Here is a 16,095-nt window from a genome sequence, read left to right on the forward strand (position 1 = left end):
TTAGCGCTCTTTGATCGCCTGTTCGGGACAACATTCGATGGCTTCCCTGGTGGCGGCCTCGAATTCCGTTGGTACGTCGGAATCTATTGCCACCGCGTAACCGTCTTCGGTGATGCTGAAAACCTCCGAGCACAGCGTCAGACACATGCCGTGACCACGGCACCACTCGTCGTCGACCCAGACTTTCATGCCGGCGTGAACTCCAGATGCAGCTCGGTCAACCCGCGCAGAATGAAAGTCGGAACATATTGGTAGCGACGGTCCTCGGCCGGGCCGTGCACCCGCTCGCTGACTCTGACCTCCGACGTCCGATCGAGGAGTCGTTCGATCGCCACCCGGGTTTCGGCTCGCGCCAGCGGTGCGCCGGGACAGCTGTGGATGCCCCGCCCGAACGCGATGTGCTGACGGGCGTTCTTGCGGCTCGGATCGAAGGTGGCAGGCTCGTCGAACCGGCGCGGATCACGGTTCGCGGCGGCCTGCACCACCATCACGGTGGTACCGGCGGGCAGGTCGACTCCACCCACACTGGCGGGCACCCGATTCAGCCGGAAGTCGCCTTTGACCGGACTCTCGTGCCGCAACGATTCCTCGATGAAGTTGGGAATCAGACTCCGGTCCTTGCGCAGTTGTGTCTGGATGTCGGGGCGCTCGGCGAGCGTCTGTAGGGACGCGCCGAGCAGCCGTACGGTGGTCTCCTGTCCGGCCGAGAAGACGTTGCTGGCGACGCGCGCCACGTCTTCGACCTCGGGAGTCGTCCCGTCGGGATAGGTGGCGGTGGCCAGACCGGTCAATACGTCGTCGCGGGGATTCTCCCGGCGGTCTCGGACGTAGTCGGAGAACAGACCGTACAGGAATTCCAGCGGGCTGTGGGCCAACGCTTCTTTGCCCGTTCCGCCGATGCCGCCGCCGGAGTTCTGCCGGATGCCTTTGATGAACTTGTCGCGGTCCTCCATCGGCACACCCAGCAGGTCGGCGATCACCAGCAGGGTGAACGGCCCCGCGAAACCCTTGATCCAGTCCCCTTCGCCGGGCGCCAGGAAGTCGTCGAGAACCTGGTCGGCGAGCGACCACATCGCGTCCTCGTTCTCCTTGAGGCGCTTCGGGGTGATCAGCCGCATCAGCAGCGAGCGGTGGTTGGTGTGCGTGGGGGGATCCAGCGTCGGCAGCTGATCGCTGAACGGCAGCTTGTCGCGGTGCTGCACGATCAGATCGGTGATGTCGTCGCCTTCGATGGGGACCGGGAAGCCGGGAAAGGGACCCGTCACCGAGTTGCACGAGGACCAGGTGTCGGCGTCGTTCAATACCGCGCAGGCCTCCTCCCAACCGGTCACCATCATGACGCCGTGGTGGTCTTCGCGGGCCACCGGACATTGCCGGCGAAGCGCTTCGTAATACGGGTAGGGGTCCGCAACGAGTTGTTTGTCGCGGAAGAAATCCAACTCGGTGACGTCCTGCGCCATTTCTTGCTCCATCTGATCTCGGTAAACGAGAACGTGCCTCTCACATCTGAGTATTACATTTCCACAGGGCCGCTACGTCGTCAATGCGCGCGCCCACCGGCGGAACTAGCCGGCGGGCACCAGGTCGGCCGCTACCGACGGGGCAGACAGCACGCCGCTGCGGAAGCGCTCGGCGACACCGAAGGTGGCCCCCGCCAGACCCGCCGCCGCCAGTGCCCGCGCCTTGAAGGTCTGGGCCGCCATACTCAGCCGGTGCTCGACCAGCCCGACACTGTCGTCCAGCTCCACCGGCCAGGTCTTGCCCCACAGCGTGACCTCGGTGACGCCGTGGTCGAGGGCCTGCAACACGCCGGTCCGTACTCGCGGGTCGGAACCCAACAGGTCCGCCGCGGCGGCCAGGGCCTGCGGGCGGGGTCGCGTCCCGACGGAAGTCAGAGCGGATTCCAGGTCCAGCGTCTTGGCGCCGAGTATGTGCAGCGGCCGGTCGTCGGGATGATCGGTGAGCAGCACGGTGACGTCCCAGCCCGCCATCGACCGATCGAAGAGCCACCCGCCGGCGAACGTCACCACGTCGGCAACGCTGGAGGCGACGACGTCGAGGCGGTACCTCATGTCGGGTTCGGCGTCGTCCTGCACGGGGAAAAGTCGCGCGCCAGCGCCTCTGCGTACTCCTTGAAAACCTCGGTCAGCGGTATCGAAGGGTCCAGCAACCATGTCATTTCCATTCCGTGGGTGAAGGCGAGGATTTCCACCGCCTTGACGTCAGGGTCTATGTCGGCGCGATAGCGACCAGCCGCCTGACCTCGCCGGATGGCGGCGGCGACGATTTCGGTGGCGTCCCGTTGCCGGGTGACCAGACGGTCGTGCAACGGCGCGTCGGGGTCGATGTTCTCCACCAGGAGCACGGTGAAAGTGCCCAACAGTTCGGGCGCCCGGTTGAACCGGTCGGCGACCTGAGCGATCTCGCCGAGCAGATCGCCGCCGCGGTCGGAATGGGTGTCGTCGTCGAGGTCACGTGCGTCCAGCACCGCATGCAGCAACTGCTCTTTGGATTCGAAGTGGTGCAGTAGTCCGGCGGAAGACACCCCGGCTTCACGGGCAATCTGGGCCAGCGTCGTGGCGCGCCAGCCGTTACGCGACAACAGCCGCTGCGCCACCGCAAGGATCCGCTGTTTGCGGTCCTCGCCTTTGGCGAGCAGCGTTTCATACGGGCGTGCCTCAGGCACTGGTCTCCTCAACCGGGCTGCGGACAGAAACCTACCGAACACACAGTAGGTTGGTTTGGCTGCGCTGACAAGAGGCGCGGCCCAGCCGAATTCAGTTGACCAGTTCGACGAGCGTCGCGTTGGCCGTGCCGCCGCCTTCGCACATGGTCTGCAACCCGAAGCGGATCCCGTTGTCACGCATGTGATGAACCATGCGCGTCATCAGCACCGCGCCCGAGGCGCCGAGCGGGTGCCCCAGCGCGATCGCACCACCCAACGGATTCAGCAGCGCCGGGTCGGCACCGGTCTCGGCCAGCCAGGCCAGCGGCACCGGCGCGAAGGCCTCGTTGACCTCGAAGACGCCCACCTCATCGAGTCGAACGCCGGACTTGGCCAGCACCTTCTCCGTCGCCGGAATCGGTCCGGTCAGCATCAGCACCGGGTCGGCTCCCGTGACGGCACCGGCGCGGTAGCGCACGATCGGCGTCAGACCCAGTTCCAGCGCCAGTTCGGCGGTGGTGATCAGCAGCGCGGCCGCGCCGTCGGATATCTGCGAGGAGTTCCCGGCATGGATCACCCCGTCCTCGGTGAAGGCCGGCTTCAACCCGGCCAGTTTCTCCACCGTGGTGCCCCGCCGGATGCCCTCGTCCTCGTGCACGACGGAATCCTCGGTGAACACCGGCACGATCTGTTCGGTGAACGCATTGCCGTCCTGCGCGGCGGCGGCACGCTCGTGGGACAGGGCTGAATACTCGTCCAGCCGGGCGCGGGAAAATCCCCACTTCTCGGCGATCAGCTCTGCCGACAACCCTTGGTTGAAAGAGAAATCGTCGTAGCGCGCAAGAACTTTGGGGCCGTACGGCATACCGGTGGCGCGGGCCGAGCCGAGCGGAACGCGACTCATGACCTCGACACCGCCGGCCACCACGACGTCCTGTTGCCCGGACATCACCGCCTGCACCGCGAAGTCGAGAGCCTGCTGGCTGGACCCGCAGGCCCGGTTGACCGTGGTGCCGGGGATGGTTTCCGGCCAACCCGCGGCCAGCACCGCGTAGCGGCCGATGTTGCTGGACTGATCGCCGACCTGCGAGACGCAACCCCAGATCACGTCGTCGACGATCTCGGGACTGACGCCGGTGCGTTCGAGCAGTTCGTCGAGCACGACGGCGGACAGATCGGCGGCGTGTATCCCGGACAATCCGCCGTTGCGTCTTCCGACCGCGGTGCGCACTGCCTCGACGATGACTGTGTCGCGCATTCCTGGCTCCCGTCTTCCGATGAGGGCCGAGCCTAGTAGCTGCGCGGCAGCTTCAGCACGTGGGAACCGAGGAAGTTCAGGATCATCTCCTGGCTGACCGGCGCGATCTTCATCAGTCGCGCCTCGCGGAAGTACCGGGTGACGTGGTACTCCTCGGCGTAACCCATGCCACCGTGGGTCTGCAGCGCCCGGTCGGCGGCGGTGAAGCCGGCGTCGGCGCACAGGTATTTGGCCGTATTGGCTTCGCGCCCACAGGGTTTGCCGTTGTCATAGAGCCAGGTGGCCTTGCGCAGCATCAGCTCGGCGGCGTCCAGCCGGGCCAGCGAGTCGGCCAACGGGAACTGCAGGCCCTGGTTCATGCCGATGGGCCGGCCGAACACCTCACGCTCGTTGCCGTACTTGACCGCCTTCTCCAGAGCGACGCGGCCGATCCCGAGCGCCTCGGCGGCGATCAGCATCCGCTCCGGGTTGAGTCCGTCCAGGATGTACTGAAAACCGTTGCCTTCCTCGCCGATTCGGTCCTCGACGGGAATTTCCAGATTGTCGATGAACAGCTCGTTGGAGCTGACGGCGTTGCGGCCCATCTTCTTGATCGGCCGGACGTCGACGCGGCTGCGATCCAGGTCGGTCAGGAACAACGTCATGCCGTCGGTCTTCTTAATGACCTCGTCATAGCTCTGGGTGCGGGTCAGCAGCAGAATCTTGTCGGATTCCATCGCTTTGGAGATCCACACCTTGCGACCGTTGACCACGTACCGATCGCCGTCGCGTTTGGCGAACGTGGTGATGCGTGACGTGTCAAGGCCGGCGCCTGGTTCGGTCACCCCGAAGCAGACGTGCACCTCACCGGTGGCCACCGCCGGCAACATGCGTTGCTTCTGCTCTTCGGAGCCGTGCACCACGACGGGTTGCATGCCGAAGATCGACAGGTGGATCGCGCTGGCGGCGTTCATCGCACCGCCGGACTTGGCGACTTCTTCGAGCAGGATGGTGGCTTCGGTGATGCCCAGGCCGTGGCCGCCGTATTCGGTCGGGATCGTCATCCCGAGCCAGCCGCCGTCGGCTATGGCGCGGTAGAACTCGTGCGGAAACTCGTGTGCCTGGTCTTTTTCCATCCAGTACTGGTCGTCGAACTTGCGTGCCAGTTCCGCGACCGACCGCCGGATCAGCTCCTGGTCCTCGGTGAGCTCGAAATTCATGCCATCCATGGGCACCTCCTTTCAGCGCGAGCAGACGCAGAATCGCACGATCGCTGCTCACGCAGTGCGATTCTGCGTCTGCTCGCGGGAAAACCGGGGCTCAGTCCTTGTTGCCGGTGAGGGCTTTGGCGTTCGCCGCGAAATCCGCAAACGAGGAGCCGCCCCGGCTGTCCTTGTCGTGGCCGGCCGCTTTGATCGACACGTCGTGGCCTTCAGCGGCTTTACGCAGGGCACCGACTGTCGCCTGCTCGCGCGAAATGTGTGTGAACGGGTCGAACGAGTACCAGCGCATGGCGTTCTCATGCGTCATCTTGTTGATCTCGTCGTCCGGAACATCGTTGAGAGACAACACATCCCACAACTCTTCCGGCGCACCGGGCCACATCGAGTCGCTGTGCGGGTAGTCGGCTTCCCAACAGATGTTGTCGATGCCGATCATGTTGCGCAGCGCCACCCCGACCTTGTCGCTGATGAAGCAGGTCAGGAAGTGGTCACGGAACACATCGCTGGGCAGCTTGCCCTTGAAGTCCTGGTGCGTCCAGGTGGAGTGCATCTCGTAGGTGCGGTCGGCACGCTCCAGGAAATACGGAATCCAACCCGTCCCGCCCTCGGACAGCGCGATCTTGAGGTCGGGGTACTCCTTGATCGGGCGCGACCACAACAGGTCAGCGGCGGCTTGCACGATGTTCATCGGCTGCAGCGTGATCATCACGTCCATCGGGGCATCCGGCGCGGTGATGGCCAGCCGGCCCGACGACCCGATGTGCACGTTCATCACGGTGTCGGTGTCGCACAACGCTTCCCACAGCGGGTTCCAGTACTCGTTGTGGAAGCTGGGATAGCCCATCGCGGCCGGATTCTCGGTGAAGGTCAGCGCGTGCACGCCTTTCTTGGCGACGCGGCGCACCTCAGCGGCACACGCCTCGGCATCCCAGATCACCGGGATCGCCATCGGAATGAACCGCGCGGGGTAGGCACCACACCACTCGTCGATGTGCCAATCGTTGTAGGCCTGTACCAGCGCGATGGAGAAGTCGTGGTCGTCGGTGGCGAACAGCCGCCCGGCGAAACCGGGGAAGGATGGGAAGCAGATGGAGGCCAGGATGCCGCCCGCGTTCATGTCCTTGATGCGCTCGTCGACGTTGTAACAACCCGGCCGGATCTCGTCGAGGCCGGTCGGCTCGATGCCGTACTCCTCCTTGGGCCGTCCGGCCACGGCGTTGAGGGCCACGTTCGGGATCACCGTGTCACGGAACTTCCACATGTCCGAACCGTCGGCGTTGTGCACCAGGCGCGGCGCGTCGTCGATGTATTTCTTCGAGAGGTGGTTCTTGAACATGTCAGGCGGCTCGACGGTGTGGTCGTCCACACTGATCAGGATCATGTCCTCTTTGTTCATGGCTCTTTCAACCCTTCTCATCGTTCGCTCGGATCTCACACGAACGCGCGGCCCCCAGGCTGGCATCAACGAGCCACACATGCGCCAAGCTCTCTATAGCTTGAAAACTAGCTTCTCGCGAAGCGAGAATCAACATCCAGCATAGGCGCATCGGCGCTCTGCAGTCCCGTCCCAGTGGTGGCGGCTAGGTAAATCAGCAGCATGGCTACCCCGACAGCCGGAACCGGCCCGGCCCGGCCGGCGCGAAGCAGCACGATTGCGTCCGCGCCAGGATTGACCAACCGAGCGATTCGTGCAAATCTATTGGTTGTAAATGAGAATATGATTCTCGCTCAGAGAGAAGACGACCGAGAGGATCGCTGCGGGATGCGTCTGCCGCCGTTGCCAGCCGACCAGTGGGACGACGCTGTCGAAGGGGCACTGGCCGTCATGCTGCCCCCGGAGCGCCGCAATCCGCGGGATGCCTCCAATGTGCTGTCGACACTGGTGAACCATCCGGTCCTGACCAAAGCGTTCCTCAAGTTCAACGTCCACCTGTTGTTCTCCTCCACCCTGCCGCCGCGCATCCGCGAACTGGCGATCCTGCGCGTCGCACATCGCCGTAACTGCGCCTACGAGTGGACCCACCACGTCAACCTGGCCAAACGAGAAGGCGTCACTGACGCCGAGGTCGAGGCGGCGCAGGCACCCGAGGTGGCCGGCAGTGACTTCGATGATTTCGAACGCGCGGTGCTCGTCGGGGTCGACGAGCTCGACGAACAGTCCCAGTTGTCCGACCACACCTGGGCCGCGCTCGGCGAGCAGATGGACGACCGCCAGCGGATGGACTACGTCTTCACGGTCGGCTCTTACATCATGCTGGCCATGGCCCTCAACACTTTTGGCGTTCAGCTCGAACAAGATCACTAGGAAGGTAAAAGTGGCCCACTTCCCCAAGCCAGCCGCCGGCAGCTGGACAGAGAACTACCCCGAACTGGGAACCGACCCGGTCGACTACACCGACTCGATCGACCCGGCGTTCTTCGAGGCCGAGCGCGAAGCGGTCTTCAAGAAGCAGTGGCTCAATGTCGGACGGGTCAATCGGCTGCCGCGCACCGGCAGCTACTTCACCCGGGAGCTACCGTCGGCCGGCCCCGGCACGTCGGTGATCATCGTCAAGACCAAGGACGGCTCGGTCAAGGCGTACCACAACGTCTGCCGGCACCGCGGAAACAAGTTGGTGTGGAACGACTTTCCCAACGAAGAAACTTCCGGCACCTGCCGGCAGTTCACCTGCAAGTACCACGCCTGGCGCTACAGCCTGGACGGGGACCTGACCTTCGTTCAGCAACCCGAAGAGTTCTTCAACCTCGACAAGGGCCAGTACGGCCTGGCGCCGGTGCGGTGCGAGGTCTGGGAAGGCTTCATCTTCATCAACTTCGACGACAATGCGGCGCCGCTGATCGACTATCTCGGACCGCTGGCCAAGAGCATCGAAGGCTATCCCTTCGGCGAGATGACCGAAACCTATTCCTATCGAGCAGAAGTCGGCAGCAACTGGAAGCTGTTCATCGACGCGTTCGTCGAGTTCTACCACGCGCCGATCCTGCACCAGGGGCAGTACACCAAAGAGGAAGCCGCCAAGATCCAGAAGTTCGGCTACGAGGCGCTGCACTACGAGTTGGCCGGCCCGCACAACCTGCAGTCGACCTGGGGCGGACAGGCCCCACCCCCGGACATGTCCATGGTCAAGCCGATGGACCAGGTGCTGCGTAGCGGATTGTTCGGTCCATGGGACAAGCCGGAGATCATCAAGGATCTCGAGCTGCCGCCGGGAGTCAACGTGAAGCGGGTGCCGCAGTGGGGCATCGACTCGTGGCTGTTCTACCCGAACTTCATGCTGCTGATCTGGGAGCCGGGTTGGTATCTGACCTACCACTACTGGCCAACTGCGGTGGACAAGCACATCTTCGAGGCATCACTGTACTTCGTCCCGCCGCGCAACGCGCGGGAACGCCTGGCCCAGGAGCTGGCCGCGGTGACGTTCAAGGAGTACGCATTACAGGACGCCAACACACTGGAGGCGACCCAGACCATGATCGGCACCAGGGCGGTCACCGAGTTTCTGCTGTGCGACCAGGAAGTCTTGATCCGTCATCTGCACAAGACGACCGGTAATCTCGTGAAGGAGTACCAGAACAATGTCGCTACCGTCTGAATTCGCGGCTCTGGAGCCATATCTGGACTGGGATCTGGCCACCGAGCCCGAGCGCTACGCCAAGCGGCTGGCGTCGACGATGGCCGAGATGCAGCAGTTCTACGACGTCGCCTTCCCGCTCCTGGAAGACGTCATCGCCTACTGCGACAAGTACCCGCTCGACGATCTGCCGGACGACGCGAAGACACTGATGCACATCATGCAGTCGCTGGTCATGGTGTCCTTCCCGATCGAGGCGTGGAAGCAACCGCGGGTCCCCGACAGCGGCGCAGCATGGGTGGAAGTGCTTCGGGAACCGGTGATCTGAACGGTGCCTGACGCTCTTCGCGCACGCGGCTCATCGCAGTTCACGCTCAAAGCGGCGGGACTGCTCGACGTCGATGCCGGGGAGATCGTCTCGCCCGGCATCCTGCGGATCGACGGCGACCGCATCGTCGATGTCGGCGGCGATGTCACAGGCTCGGACTCTGAGGTCATCGACCTGGGCGACCAGATCCTGTTGCCCGGATTGATGGACATGGAGGTCAATCTGCTGATGGGCGGGCGCGGCGAGAAGCCGGGACTGTCCCAGGTGCAGGACGACCCGCCGACCCGCGTGCTGCGCGCGGTCGGCAACGCCCGCCGCACCCTGCGTGCCGGGTTCACCACCGTGCGCAACCTCGGGCTGTTCGTCAAGACCGGTGGTTACCTGCTCGACGTCGCGCTGGGCAAGGCGATCGACGCGGGCTGGATCGACGGACCGCGCATTGTGCCTGCCGGGCATGCGATCACCCCCACCGGCGGTCACCTGGATCCGACCATGTTCGCCGCATTCATGCCGGGCGCACTCGAGCTCACCGTCGAAGAGGGCATCGCCAACGGGGTCGACGAGATCCGCAAAGCGGTGCGCTACCAGATCAAACACGGCGCCCAGCTGATCAAGGTGTGTGTTTCCGGTGGCGTGATGTCGTTGACCGGTGAAGCTGGCGCACAACACTATTCGGATGAGGAACTGCGCGCGATCGTCGACGAGGCGCACCGGCGGGGGTTGCGCGTCGCAGCGCACACGCACGGAGCCGAAGCGGTCAAGCATGCGGTGGCATGTGGTATCGACTGCATCGAACACGGCTTTCTGATGGACGACGAGGCGATTCAGATGCTGGTCGACAACGATCGGTTCCTGGTGACCACCCGCAGGCTCGCCGACGCGATGGACGTCTCACACGCTCCGAAAGAGTTACAGGACAAGGCCGCCGAGATGTTCCCGAAGGCGAAGACCTCGATTCTGGCCGCCTACCAGGCCGGGGTGAAGATCGCGGTCGGCACCGACGCGCCGGCAATACCGCACGGCCGCAACGCCGATGAGCTGGTCACCCTGGTGGAGTGGGGCTTGCCGCCGGTGGCGGTGCTGCGGGCGGCCACGGTGACCGCGGCGGAACTGATCAACTCCACTGAACTGGGCCGGCTGGCCGAGGGTATGCTCGCCGACGTCATCGCGGTGCCGGGAAACCCGTTGGACGACATCACCGTTACCCGCAACGTGGGCTTTGTGATGAAAGGCGGCAAGGTTTATGCCAACCAGAACTGACGATCTGGTCGAGATCCAGCAGTTGCTCGCCCGCTACGCGGTGACCATCACTCAGGGCGACATCGACGGGCTGATCGGCGTGTTCACTCCCGACGGCACCTACAGCGCGTTCGGCGACACCTACACCCTGGACCGGTTTCCGGAGCTGGTGGCCGCCGCGCCCAAGGGCCTGTTCATGACCGGGACCGCGCTGGTGGACCTCGACGGCGACGAGGCCACCGGTACCCAACCGCTGTGCTTCATCGAACACTCCGCCCACGACATGCGCATCGGCTACTACCGTGACACCTACCTGCGCACCGCCGACGGGTGGCGGCTGAAAACCCGTGCCATGACGTTCATTCGGCGCAGCGGGGTGCACGACCACGGTCGTCCGCACGCCGTGGGTCGTCCGGCGCCGTGACGTCGGGCACCGTCACCGTCGAGCAGTTTCGCGCCGACCTGTGCGCGTGGCTCGACGCCCATGACCTGACGCCCGGGCCCGATCATTCGCTGCAGGGCCACATGCGCCAGTTCGCGCGGGTCAGCGAGGCGCTCTACGAAGCGGGCTGGATGCGCTACGGCTGGCCGGTCGAGGTCGGCGGCCTGGGCGGGCCGGCGCTGCTGCGTGCGGTGGTCGGCGAGGAAGTAGTGGGACGGCGGCTGGCCGAACCCGGCCCCTATTCGATGCTCGAAGTGCTCGCACCCACGATGATCGATTACGCGACAACCGAACTCGCCGCGGAAATGGTGCCATTACTGCTCAGCGGTCGTGAACAGTGGTGTCAGGGTTTCTCCGAGCCGGGATCGGGCAGCGATCTGGCGTCACTGTCCACCCGGGCGGTCCAGGACGGGGAGAATTGGATCGTCAACGGCCAGAAGGTCTGGACCAGTTTCGCTCAGTACTCCACCCGGTGCATAGTGCTCACCCGCACCGCGCCCGGCCATGACGGGATCACCGCGTTCTTCGTCGATATGGACACGCCCGGCATCACCGTTCGCCCGCTACGCACCATGCACGGCGTCGACGAGTTCTGCGAGGTCTATTACGACGACGTCGTGATCCCGTCCAACCGCATGCTGGGCAAGCCGGGGGACGGCTGGCGCCTGGCGATGGATTTGTTGCCCTATGAGCGCTCGACGTGCTTCTGGCAACGCATCGCCTATCTGTACTCGCGCTTCGACCAGCTCATCGCCGACGTGACCGAACCCGACGAGTCCGCCTTGGGCGCAGCATATCTCGCGCTGCACACACTGCGCTGCCGGTCCCGCGCCACTCAGCACCGGCTGGCCGCCGGCGCCCGGCTGGGTCCGGACACCTCGATCGACAAGGTGCTGCTGGCCGGTGCCGAGCAGAAGCTCTACGATACCGTGCACGACCTGCTGCCCGGCCGACTCGAACTCGACGACACCCCCTGGCGCCCGGAGTACCTGTACTCGCGCGCAGCCAGCATCTACGGCGGAACCGCCGAGATCCAACGCAACATCATCGCCCGCCGGTTGCTCGATCTCGGCAAGGAGTGACGGTGACCGATCCCGAAGAACTGCAGCTGATCGCCGACTCGCTGCAAACGGCGATGGCCCGATGCTCCGGTGCCCGTCTCGACGCCGCACTGGCTGACCTGGGCTGGCTCGATATGCTCGACGAGATCCCTGGTGCGGCAATACCTCTGGTCTTCCGATTGCTCGGCGAAACCGGAGCACACGCCGCAGTTCTCAACGACGTCATCCTGCGGGCCGAAGGGCAGACCGGCGGCGCGACCGTGCCGTTGCCGTACTCCGGCGGTTCCTGGGTGATCTGGGAACGCGGCGATCAGCCCGGCTCGGCATTGGACGACGAGATTCCGATCCACCGGACCGCGGCCGGCGATCCGCTGTCCGCGGGCGCGCTGGCAGCGGGCCGACGGGCACTGGGCTGGTGGCTCGTCGGCGCCGGGCGGGCGATGCTGTCGCTGGCCCGCCGGCATGCGCTGGACCGCGTCCAATTCGGCCGTCCCATCGCCTCTTTCCAGGCGATACGGCACCGGCTCGCCGAGACGCTCGTCGCCGTCGAGGGCGCCGAAGCCACCTTGACGCTTGCCACGGAACAGCCCGACGATCTGGCCAGTCTGCTGGCCAAAGCCGCTGCCGGCCAGGCGGCGTTGACCGCCGCCCGCCATTGTCAGCAGGTGCTCGGCGGGATCGGGTTCACCGCTGAGCACGAATTACACCGACACATCAAGCGCGCGTTGCTCTTCGACGGATTGCTGGGCAGCTCGCGGGATCTCACCCGCGAAGCCGGCGCGATCCTGCGCGAACGAGGCTCGGCGCCGCGCCTGGCGCAGCTGTGACAATCCCACGGGCGCAAGCTAATTGCGCGGCAGACCCAGAATCCGCTGGGCGATGATGTTGCGCTGAATCTCCGACGTCCCGCCGGCGATGGTGCCGGCAAAGCTGCGGGCGTAACGGTCGAACCAGCTTCCGCTGTGGGCGTCGAGGTCCAGCGGCGCAAACGGCGCGGTGACCGCGGGATGCACCAGACCGTCGGCGCCGGCAGCGTTCAGCGCATCCTCCGAAGCACGTTGCAGGGCTTCTGAACCCAACAGTTTCAGTACCGACTGCGCAGGCACGTCCTCCTCGCCGCGCGCCGCCCGGGCAGTCGCCGCCGAACCCAGCAGATGCATCGCCCTGGCATCCATCACCAGCGTCGCGTAGCAGTCCCGTTCCAGCACCCCGGTCGGGGTGTAGTCGACGGTCATCTGGTCCAACAGGTTGGCGTAGTCCATCCAGAGCATCGCCCGTTCGTGGCCCAGTGAGCCGGTGGCGACGCGCCAGCCGCCGTTGAGTTCGCCCACCAGATTCTCGGCCGGCACCCGGGCGTCGGTGAAGAACACCTCGTTGAACTCGATGTCGTCGTGATCGCACACCGACGGGAACGGCCGGCGCACCACTCCCGGGGTGTCCGTCGGGATCAGTAACACGCTGACGCCCTTGTGCTTTGGTGCGTCCGGATCGGTGCGTACGAAGGTCAGTAACACATCGGCGTCATGGGCGCCGGAGGTCCAGACCTTCTGCCCGTTCACCACGAAGTGGTCACCGTCGAGCACCGCTCTGGTCTTCAGCGACGCCAGGTCCGAGCCCGCGCCGGGCTCGCTCATGCCGAGTGATGCGGTGATCTCAGCCCGCAGGATCGGCACCGCCCAACGCCGCTTCTGCTCGTCGCTGCCGAACGACAGCAACGACGCAGCAATGATCCCGACACCCTGGGGGTTGAAACTGCGGTAGATCCGCCGCCGGGCCAATTCCTCGGCGCACACGTACTGCTGCAGCAACGAGGCGTTGCGCCCGCCGAATTCCGGCGGGTTGCCGGGCAACAGCCAGCCGTGGTCGAACAACAGTCGCTGCCACCGGACCGCCCAGTCGGGCAGGTGCGAACACGACCGCGGCCGCTCGAACGCGTCGGCCTCCTCAGGTAGGTGCTGTTCGAGAAACGCGATGAATTCGGCTCGGAATGCCTCGACATCGGCATCGAAACTCAGCTGCACCGCGCTTCACTCACCTCTCTGGAACCGCACGCGCGTTCTATTCTCTGGAATCTGCTTCCCAAACACGTGTCAAAGAGAATAGTATTCTCGTCGTGAGGAAGTTACAATCTCCTAGACACCGTCCGTGGGGAGGTTGAGCACAGCGATGGCGCGGCGTTCTCCGGTACAGTCCAACCATGTTCTCCCTGCGCGGCAATCCCCCGAGCCGCCCGTGACAAACCCCAGCGAAGAGCCGGCGTGGAAGCAGCGCGCCGTCGAACGCTCAATCAAGACCGCGAAACTGCGCGCGGCGCAGCGCGTCCAGCGTTTTCTGGATGCCGCGCAGGCCATCATCATCGAGAAGGGCAGCACCGACTTCACTGTCCAGGAGGTCGTGGACCGCTCCCGGCAGTCGCTGCGAAGTTTCTACCTGCAGTTTGACGGCAAACACGAGCTGTTGCTGGCCCTGTTCGAGGACGCCCTGAGCCGCTCGGCCGACCAGATCCGCGCCGCGACGGAGAGCCACACCGACGCACTCGAGCGCCTCAAGGTCGCCGTGGAGCTGCTCTACGAGGCCTCTCGCCCCGACCCGACTGCGCGGCGGCCGCTGTTCACCGACTTTGCGCCGCGTTTGCTGGTGACCCACCCGACTGAGGTCAAGGTTGCGCACGCACCCCTGCTGGCTTTGCTCACTGAACTCACTGAGGCAGCGGCGGAAGCCGGCAAGCTGCGCGCGGACGTCAACCCGAAGCGGGCCGCCGCGATGACCATGCAGACCGTGATGTTCATCGCGCAGTCCAGTGGCGGGACCGACGAAGAGACGCTGCACCCGATCACGTCCGACGAGGTCTGGGACTTCTGCTCACGCGGATTCGCCGGCAAATAGGCTGCGGCCGCGCCGGCCTCGATTTCCACTGATCCATTACCCGATGAGCGAATATCGCACATTGCTAAATGGACGAGAATGTTGTTCTCTGATAGTAAGAACGGTAAATAGCCGAAACGGATTCCGCGTTGACACTCGTTGGTGGGTGGTGACAGAGTTTTCCAGGCGGCACGATCGCGCTCTCCCGGCCAACGGGGCGCGGTTCCGGCGAGAGGGCAGTTACCTGTGACAGTCAGCGCTCCCAACGATGTCTACTTCGATCCGTACGACGTCGGGCTCAACGCCGACCCCTATCCGATGTTCCGGCGCCTGCGCGAAGAGGCGCCGCTCTACTACAACGAGCAGCACGACTTCTACGCACTCAGCCGGTTCGCCGACGTCGATGACGCGATCGTCGACTATCAGACCTTCAGCTCCGCGCGCGGCGCCATTCTCGAGCTCATCCGCGCCAACATCGAGATGCCGCCGGGCGTCCTCATTTTCGAGGATCCGCCGATCCATGACATCCACCGCAAGTTGTTGTCCCGCATGTTCACGCCGCGCAAGATCAACGCCCTGGAACCCAAGATCCGTGAATTCTGCGCGCGCAGTTTGGATCCGCTGGTCGGTACGGGTCGATTCGACTTCGTCGCCGACCTGGGCGCGCAGATGCCGATGCGGGTGATCGGCATGCTGCTGGGGGTTCCGGAAGAAGAACAGGAAGCCGCCCGCGACTTCGCCAACGCACAGATGCGCACCGAGGCCGGCAAGCCGATGGAGTTCTCTGCCGAAGCCATGCTCAGCGGCGAGTTCTTCAGTCAGTACATCGACTGGCGTGCCGCGCATCCCTCCGACGACCTCACCACCGAACTGCTCAACGCGGAGTTCGAGGACGAGACCGGCACCGTGCGCCGGATGCGCCGCGACGAACTGCTCACCTACATCACCGTGGTGTCGGGTGCCGGCAACGAGACCACCACCCGGTTGATCGGCTGGGCCGGCAAGGTGTTGTCCGAGCATCCGGAACAACGGCGTGCGCTGGTCGAGAATCCGGCGTTGATACCGGCGGCTATCGAGGAGCTGCTGCGCTTCGAACCGCCGGCGCCGCATGTGGCGCGCTATGTGACCCGCGACGTGGAGTACTACGGCCAGAAGGTGCCCGAAGGCAGCGTCATGATGATGCTGATCGGCGCGGCAAATCGTGACCACCGCCAATTCCCGCCCGACGGAGACGTTTTCGACATCCGCCGGGAAACGCGCCAGCACCTCACGTTCAGTGTCGGCACCCATTACTGTCTCGGCTCAGCGCTCGCGCGGCTCGAGGGCCGCATCGCGCTCGAGGAAATCTTGAAGCGCTTCCCGGATTGGGAGGTCGATCTCTCCGCAGCCACGCTTTCCCCGACGTCGACGGTTCGGGGTTGGGAATCCATGCCGGCCGTGCTCGGCTGACGACGACGCAGAAA

At 64.8% G+C, this 16,095-nt stretch carries 17 protein-coding genes; 9 read left to right on the forward strand and 8 right to left on the reverse strand.

What is annotated here, in order from left to right:
* From AC5Y5Z_RS09865 to AC5Y5Z_RS09895, 7 genes are all read right to left on the reverse strand, one after another.
* Window positions 1-189 (reverse strand): ferredoxin, encoded by a 189-nt coding sequence (locus AC5Y5Z_RS09865; protein WP_463827243.1) that lies wholly within the window; start codon window positions 187-189, stop codon window positions 1-3.
* Window positions 186-1,460: a cytochrome P450 gene (locus AC5Y5Z_RS09870; RefSeq protein ID WP_499924967.1), complete on the reverse strand. Its 1,275-nt coding sequence runs from the start codon at window positions 1,458-1,460 to the stop codon at window positions 186-188. Before AC5Y5Z_RS09870 ends, AC5Y5Z_RS09865 begins: the two co-directional genes overlap by 4 nt.
* A 105-nt stretch (window positions 1,461-1,565) precedes the next feature.
* The gene (locus AC5Y5Z_RS09875; protein WP_499919252.1) at window positions 1,566-2,072 is read right to left on the reverse strand and encodes a hypothetical protein; all 507 of its coding nucleotides are present in this window, start codon (window positions 2,070-2,072) and stop codon (window positions 1,566-1,568) included.
* A complete protein-coding gene (locus AC5Y5Z_RS09880) occupies window positions 2,069-2,686 on the reverse strand; it encodes a TetR/AcrR family transcriptional regulator (RefSeq protein WP_463827242.1) in 618 nt (205 codons plus the stop codon). Before AC5Y5Z_RS09880 ends, AC5Y5Z_RS09875 begins: the two co-directional genes overlap by 4 nt.
* A 91-nt stretch (window positions 2,687-2,777) precedes the next feature.
* Window positions 2,778-3,923 (reverse strand): thiolase family protein, encoded by a 1,146-nt coding sequence (locus AC5Y5Z_RS09885; RefSeq protein WP_499919219.1) that lies wholly within the window; start codon window positions 3,921-3,923, stop codon window positions 2,778-2,780.
* Window positions 3,924-3,955: 32 nt separating this feature from the next.
* Window positions 3,956-5,122 (reverse strand): acyl-CoA dehydrogenase family protein, encoded by a 1,167-nt coding sequence (locus AC5Y5Z_RS09890; RefSeq protein ID WP_463827495.1) that lies wholly within the window; start codon window positions 5,120-5,122, stop codon window positions 3,956-3,958.
* A gap of 100 nt (window positions 5,123-5,222) precedes the next feature.
* The gene (locus AC5Y5Z_RS09895; RefSeq protein WP_463827240.1) at window positions 5,223-6,521 is read right to left on the reverse strand and encodes an amidohydrolase family protein; all 1,299 of its coding nucleotides are present in this window, start codon (window positions 6,519-6,521) and stop codon (window positions 5,223-5,225) included.
* 366 nt (window positions 6,522-6,887) lie between these two features.
* Here AC5Y5Z_RS09895 and AC5Y5Z_RS09900 point away from each other — a divergent pair, with 366 nt between their 5' ends.
* The 7 genes from AC5Y5Z_RS09900 to AC5Y5Z_RS09930 are packed head-to-tail and all read left to right on the forward strand — an operon-like array spanning window position 6,888 to window position 12,594.
* Window positions 6,888-7,430 (forward strand): carboxymuconolactone decarboxylase family protein, encoded by a 543-nt coding sequence (locus AC5Y5Z_RS09900; protein ID WP_499924895.1) that lies wholly within the window; start codon window positions 6,888-6,890, stop codon window positions 7,428-7,430.
* A gap of 10 nt (window positions 7,431-7,440) precedes the next feature.
* On the forward strand, window positions 7,441-8,718 hold the full coding sequence (locus tag AC5Y5Z_RS09905; RefSeq protein ID WP_463827238.1) for an aromatic ring-hydroxylating oxygenase subunit alpha: 1,278 nt from the start codon (window positions 7,441-7,443) through the stop codon (window positions 8,716-8,718).
* Window positions 8,702-9,025, forward strand: a complete 324-nt coding sequence (locus tag AC5Y5Z_RS09910; RefSeq protein WP_463827237.1) for a hypothetical protein — start codon at window positions 8,702-8,704, stop codon at window positions 9,023-9,025. Before AC5Y5Z_RS09905 ends, AC5Y5Z_RS09910 begins: the two co-directional genes overlap by 17 nt.
* A gap of 3 nt (window positions 9,026-9,028) precedes the next feature.
* Window positions 9,029-10,285 (forward strand): metal-dependent hydrolase family protein, encoded by a 1,257-nt coding sequence (locus tag AC5Y5Z_RS09915; RefSeq protein ID WP_499924896.1) that lies wholly within the window; start codon window positions 9,029-9,031, stop codon window positions 10,283-10,285.
* Window positions 10,269-10,688: a nuclear transport factor 2 family protein gene (locus AC5Y5Z_RS09920; protein WP_463827235.1), complete on the forward strand. Its 420-nt coding sequence runs from the start codon at window positions 10,269-10,271 to the stop codon at window positions 10,686-10,688. Before AC5Y5Z_RS09915 ends, AC5Y5Z_RS09920 begins: the two co-directional genes overlap by 17 nt.
* Entirely contained in the window at window positions 10,685-11,788 is a 1,104-nt protein-coding gene (locus AC5Y5Z_RS09925) for an acyl-CoA dehydrogenase family protein (protein ID WP_499924898.1), read from the forward strand. Before AC5Y5Z_RS09920 ends, AC5Y5Z_RS09925 begins: the two co-directional genes overlap by 4 nt.
* Before the next feature lie 53 nt (window positions 11,789-11,841).
* The gene (locus tag AC5Y5Z_RS09930) at window positions 11,842-12,594 is read left to right on the forward strand and encodes an acyl-CoA dehydrogenase family protein (protein WP_463827494.1); all 753 of its coding nucleotides are present in this window, start codon (window positions 11,842-11,844) and stop codon (window positions 12,592-12,594) included.
* Window positions 12,595-12,612: 18 nt separating this feature from the next.
* On the opposite strand, the gene AC5Y5Z_RS09935 is transcribed toward AC5Y5Z_RS09930, so the two are convergent.
* A complete protein-coding gene (locus AC5Y5Z_RS09935; RefSeq protein ID WP_463827233.1) occupies window positions 12,613-13,788 on the reverse strand; it encodes an acyl-CoA dehydrogenase family protein in 1,176 nt (391 codons plus the stop codon).
* Between the two features lie 211 nt (window positions 13,789-13,999).
* Between AC5Y5Z_RS09935 and AC5Y5Z_RS09940 the strand changes: the two genes are divergently transcribed.
* Together AC5Y5Z_RS09940 and AC5Y5Z_RS09945 are read left to right on the forward strand one after the other, a co-directional pair.
* Window positions 14,000-14,653: a TetR/AcrR family transcriptional regulator gene (locus AC5Y5Z_RS09940; protein WP_463827232.1), complete on the forward strand. Its 654-nt coding sequence runs from the start codon at window positions 14,000-14,002 to the stop codon at window positions 14,651-14,653.
* A gap of 225 nt (window positions 14,654-14,878) precedes the next feature.
* The gene (locus tag AC5Y5Z_RS09945) at window positions 14,879-16,081 is read left to right on the forward strand and encodes a cytochrome P450 (RefSeq protein WP_463827231.1); all 1,203 of its coding nucleotides are present in this window, start codon (window positions 14,879-14,881) and stop codon (window positions 16,079-16,081) included.
* The last annotated feature ends 14 nt before the right edge of the window (window positions 16,082-16,095 follow it).

This window comes from Mycobacterium sp. NGS29, from assembly GCF_059812965.1.